This window comes from Fulvivirga lutimaris, assembly GCF_009711525.1.
In the GTDB taxonomy this organism is placed as follows: domain Bacteria; phylum Bacteroidota; class Bacteroidia; order Cytophagales; family Cyclobacteriaceae; genus Fulvivirga; species Fulvivirga lutimaris.
Map to the genome: position 1 here is coordinate 1 of NZ_SMLV01000204.1, position 5,264 is coordinate 5,264.

8 protein-coding genes are annotated in these 5,264 nt (G+C 33.3%); all 8 read right to left on the reverse strand.

Annotation, left to right across the window (positions count from 1 at the left end; all coding sequences use genetic code 11):
• Positions 1–350, reverse strand: a 350-nt coding sequence (locus tag E1140_RS02030) for a hypothetical protein (protein ID WP_221412610.1), incomplete at its 3' end; no start/stop codon positions are given.
• A gap of 96 nt (positions 351–446) precedes the next feature.
• On the reverse strand, positions 447–776 hold the full coding sequence (locus E1140_RS02035; protein ID WP_155178515.1) for a hypothetical protein: 330 nt from the start codon (positions 774–776) through the stop codon (positions 447–449).
• Between the two features lie 91 nt (positions 777–867).
• A complete protein-coding gene (locus tag E1140_RS02040) occupies positions 868–2,175 on the reverse strand; it encodes a hypothetical protein (protein WP_155178517.1) in 1,308 nt (435 codons plus the stop codon).
• Positions 2,175–2,630 carry a hypothetical protein gene (locus tag E1140_RS02045; RefSeq protein ID WP_155178519.1) on the reverse strand — a complete coding sequence of 152 codons (456 nt, stop codon included), beginning with the start codon at positions 2,628–2,630 and terminating at the stop codon, positions 2,175–2,177. Before E1140_RS02045 ends, E1140_RS02040 begins: the two co-directional genes overlap by 1 nt.
• Positions 2,627–3,130, reverse strand: coding sequence for a restriction endonuclease (locus E1140_RS02050; protein WP_155178522.1), 504 nt, complete (start codon positions 3,128–3,130; stop codon positions 2,627–2,629). Before E1140_RS02050 ends, E1140_RS02045 begins: the two co-directional genes overlap by 4 nt.
• Positions 3,127–3,618, reverse strand: coding sequence for a mismatch-specific DNA-glycosylase (locus E1140_RS02055; protein ID WP_155178524.1), 492 nt, complete (start codon positions 3,616–3,618; stop codon positions 3,127–3,129). Before E1140_RS02055 ends, E1140_RS02050 begins: the two co-directional genes overlap by 4 nt.
• Positions 3,611–3,982 carry a hypothetical protein gene (locus E1140_RS02060; protein WP_155178526.1) on the reverse strand — a complete coding sequence of 124 codons (372 nt, stop codon included), beginning with the start codon at positions 3,980–3,982 and terminating at the stop codon, positions 3,611–3,613. Before E1140_RS02060 ends, E1140_RS02055 begins: the two co-directional genes overlap by 8 nt.
• Before the next feature lie 2 nt (positions 3,983–3,984).
• On the reverse strand, positions 3,985–5,264 hold a 1,280-nt coding region (locus E1140_RS02065), incomplete at its 5' end, for a type ISP restriction/modification enzyme (protein ID WP_343034123.1).

A 5,264-nucleotide genomic window follows, 5' to 3' on the forward strand; every position in this document is an offset into this window, starting at 1 on the left:
CAGTATATTTCAGTTTCTAAAAAACTCAAGTAATAATGATTCCTTATTAGTTGTTTTCTAATCTTATCATTAGTTTGAGTTCTTTTCAATTCTAAATTAATTACATAGTCTTTTCCGAATCTGAGTAAATCAAACTCCTTACTAATTTGTGGGATTGAATAACCAACAAAAAACCCATCAAAGATTCGTGGATCAATATTAGAATCATAAATGTTTTCTATGAATACTGTTAAGTCATCGAGTTCAGATGAACTAATATTTGTTGAGAAGAACTTTAGGTAGTTCTCAAAAGTTATAGAATCCAGATTCTTATAGGCTTGAACCAGAGAAATTAGATTAATTTTCTTCATTATGTTGAGTGTGACACTATGATTCAATACATCAAATCATAGTGCAAAATATCAAATGAAGTGATTCAATTGTCAAGAATTATACTTGATGACTTACTAGATTTTTTTAGATCCAAAAGTTTTAGCTAGTTCCGGGTAAGACTGAAATAGATTTCTAAGGAGTTGAATGTCTGTCATGGAGGTTTCGAATTCATGACCCTCTGAATCGCGCCATTCTAAGTTTAAACGAACCAGTTTAATATCTAATGGTCTTCTTAAACGGCCTAGAACTTCATATGAGCCCTCAAAAGTATCTTCTCTGAGGTATTGCATTACTCCTCCATTAATCTGATAGAAAGCTCCATTTGGTGTGTTGGTTATAATTAAATAGCTGTGTTTTTCTTTTCCACCAAGTTCCTTAACCAAATAAACACCTGAATCTAACATAAGACAAAGGTATATAATTGCTAATATTATTAGCAATCTAAATTAGTGAAAAACACCTATTAAATTGATTGAAAATACCTAATGCACGAACTCAGCTTTCATCAATTATTCTCTTCATTTCTAGAATAACGGTACTTAGTTCTCTAGCCAAATTGCTGTTGAGTTCATTTTCATCTAAAGCTTGAGCAACATTGTAAGGGATATATAGTGTAAGAAGTATACCCAATGAAAGATCGAAATAAGTCCTATTTGAATTAAGAATTTTTTGGTGGTAGTCGCAGTTTTCTTGCCAATTAGGAGCAAGACTTTTTAGTGTGTCTTCTAAATTTTTCCATTGGGGTTTCCAGTGTCTACCGGCTACTTTTTCAAAAAAACCTCTGTTATGTGTTTGATTATACTCTTCTGGTTTAGATGGGCAGTACCAAAATAAGCCAGAGTTAAAATGGCTAAATTTTATAAATGGTGTATAATCCAACTCAAAGTCATTAATAAGCGGAGGCCATGTTATGGCTGGGTGGTCTTTTTTGTAAAGATGCCACCCTTGACCTTTTGTATCTCCTGGATATATTGAAATAGTAATATATCCATTAGAGTTTAATTCCTGGCTCTCAATATGAACTTCTTGCGCCCAACCCCAATCTACTGCCAGAACTAGTCTGTAATATCTACCCGTATATTCTTTGACATCAACATTAAGATGTTTAGCAACCTGATTTTTGATTTGATTTAATCTTTCATTTAAATAATAGCGGTTTGGGTCATTTTCTGATTTAGGGAAAGAAATATTTTGTAAAAGTCTATTTGGAAACCAATCAGCATGCTTTTTTTCAATGAATCTGATAAAATCAATTGTAAACTGATTCTCAGAGTTAATTTGCCTTTGAAGTGAAATCACGTTAAGCATCACTTTAATGATCTTGCGCCAATTAAAATCAACATAAGTAATTTCGGTCGTCTCAGGTGAATTGGCTTTAATAAGTTCAGCTTGACGTTTTAGTTGAGCAGAACAGTCTTCTGCAGTGCGCTTGAATTCAAAAATGATACATGTATCATTTATTTCTAAACATAGGTCTGTAATTGGGCTTTCAGTTTTTCTGGGCTTTATTTGCTCTATCGAATCAATATTGATTTCTGAACCACTACAAGCAACTGCAATTACTTTTGTAAAATTCTCTAGATCTCCAGGCCTTTTTTGTAAATCAATATTTATCTGATAATCTGGATAATCAGTATGAAACAGTTGGGAATATGTCTTACTATCTAGTAAGAAACGAAGAACGTTATCTAAAAGTACGGTATCATATTTTAGGCATAATGCAAAACCTCTCGATAGATTATCTTCATAATACTGATTATCATGATTATTAAAAAAATCGAAGATGTTTAAGTGCCTATCCATTAATCATCGTCAGATAATGTATTTAATAGTGCTACAAGAGCCAATCCTCCTAGTACCCACGCCCATGTATTGGATTCAGCTTTTGTCTTTTGAAGATTAGTTAGTGTTTGGTTGATTTGATGAATTGCATCGTGTGGATTATATCTGTTAAAGATGATACCATCAATATTAGGATTAATCTGTTTTATTGAGTCTTCAACTAGTAGAATACATGGAAGACCTGCGGTTTCCGCATGAATTCTTTCTTTTAAAACTCTTGTCAGATCAAAACCATCACTGGTGACTATCCCAATGAAAAGCTGGGATTTATTTATATTAATTTTAGTGAAACTACTGATCGGGTACATAAAATCAGACAATGTAATTGAGAAGCCTTTGCTTCTTAATTCTGAAGAAAGAAGTGTCAAAAGATACTCATCTTTATCTTGTATGGAATGTGATATAAAAACTCTCATTTCCTTATTATTTTAAGCATCTCTGAGTAATATTTTGGAAAAAACACTTCGTGCAATGATTCTCTCATTATCAGCTTGTTCTTAAACTCATTTCCATTCCAAAATTTATATTTATAACCAAACGAACATTCACTGGATAATCTTTCGAACAAATTAGAAATACCTGAAGTTACTCCGTTTTTGCATATAAGGAGATACCCTATTGCATTGTATGAATGAATTAATGAAGGAAGATTAATTTCATTTATATGGGACGGCCCGACACTGTCATTATAGAATTTGCACTGAACAACCCAAGTTCTTTCAAACACCGAAACTTCATCGGAAAAACCTAAATGAACTAAAATGTCTCTTCCGCCATCAGGGCCTTTACCACTTTGGATAGTTTCAACCCTTGAAATATCATTTTTCTGTTCAGAAACTAGGTCTTTAAAATATGCTGCCGCAAGATCTTCAAATTCATCTTCATTCTCAATCTCATCTAAACTAAATGGTATCATAATACTGACTTTAGTTGAAACCAAAATGAATCATCCCAATACCGCCTAGCGCTACCTGAGGTGGAGGGAAGCACAAATAATTTGCTATTGCCAATGGTAGCATCTTGTAAACCATATTCCACAAGACTTGTAACCCCTCTATAACCTAATACAAATGAAGCGCCCTTCTTACTATTGAAAGCTACAATCTTCGGTTTAAACTTAAGAATCTTAGATTTGAAGCTTACGACATCATAGCTTTCGTCTTTTATTTGATTGTCGTTGCCATATTCTGAATGAACCAAATCTGTGAGACCGATATTATATTGATTGATGTCATAGCATTCATTTGGTCTAAGTTTGTGAGGAGTAAGGCCAGTTTTATGAAGTATGTCATAAAACTTGTTGCCTGGGCCAGCGTAGTAAAAGCCCTTTAATGCGGAGGCTTTGCCTTTGGCTGTGCCACAGAATACTACATCTAAATTATATGTAAGAACATCCTTAAGCATTTAGTATCAAATAATCTTCAAAAGTTATTGGGTCTGAATTATTCAAGTTTGAATCAATAAATTCAATCCCTTCAACAGTTAATTTCCCTGCTTTAAAAAACGGCCCCCAACTCTCAAATTTTATAAAGACCTGATTTACAAAGTGTGTCCGTGAAAATTTAATTTCATGATTGGGCTCAAAATGTTCTTCTAACATTAATATGTTATTAAATCTTTCGCTTGGTTCAGAATGAGTTAGCATTATACCGTTAAAATCTGATCCGTCCTCAACCAAATCACTCCAAACAACTGCGGGGTGTTTCAATACTTCAGGGTCTCGTTTTTCAACTTCAACCCATATTATATCACCTTTTTCAAATGGCATGATTAATCAAATTTTATTTTTGGTAAATCATTAACGATATCAACTGTTTGGACACTTACGTTGATTATGCTTAGTAAAAGGTCTAAGATATATGATGGTTTTTCATTTTCTCGAGACCAATCATTAGGGTCATTTTTAATGCCGCTATTCTTATCTACCTTTATTTGGTAACGCTCCATAATCCACTCAATGGCACTCTTGCCATTGACTACATACTCATAGGCCTTTTCTGGAATATTGGAAATGGTAATTCTGCTATTGTAGTTGATAGTATGCTTAATATCCTTCTTAGGAAATCGCATTTTTTCAACCGAGTAGAATTCATAGGCATCCATTTGAAGGTTAGCTTCCGGCAATTGAACTTTGACTGAATCTAATGGCTCTACTTCTTCATAATTGATATGAAGCTCTGCTAGCTGGCGACCTGACTTACTAAACTTCCAGAAATCTCTAACATCTTCTACCAAAGGCAACCGAGGAAGCATCTTTTTAAGATCATTTTCGAAAGCAGTGCGGTAATCTTGATTATGAAGAATACCATAGACATAGTAGAAAATATCCTCTTTACTCACATTTTTACCATAGACCTTTCTGGCTCTTTCTAAGATAAAATCTGAAATACCATCTCTTCTTATAAATTCACTATCTCCATCAGAATCAAAAAGACCGGGGCTTGATTTTTGTCTTTCTTCGTAATAGTGTAAGGGAAAACACTGATTTTTTCCAACTAATTCCATGTCCGTTAGGCCGTTAGTCATTAAGCATGAAAAATCTTTGGTTACCCCTATTCCTGGTATACAGATATTTCTTGTTTTAAATGTGTTGGGGATGGGATAAATGAAATCTGATTGACTTCGCCTATGAATCATTTTTTCTCCATAGTACAGATATTGTTTTGTAAAAGGCCTATAATGTGCAGGAAATATCTTGTCTTCTTGGAATATAGCATTTAAACCATTTTCAAGCTTAGGTATTAAACTACTAGACCAACTTATTTTAGAAGGATTCTTATCAATAAAGTCTTTAGCGGATAATTTATCTCCATCCATAGGTTTATGATTTTTATAATCTTCAACTTGTTCGTTATAAAAATTAATCATTGAAAGCATATTTTCAGAGACGTTTACCTTAGATGAATTGTACACCCATGCATCTCTATTTGATGCAATACCCATTGAGTTGAGAATGAAAAATGATTGTGATTTTAAATTAAATTTTTTGTCTGGTTCTAGAGGGACGTAAGTTTCAAATATTTTATTTCTTTGCCCAATCCAATCACCAA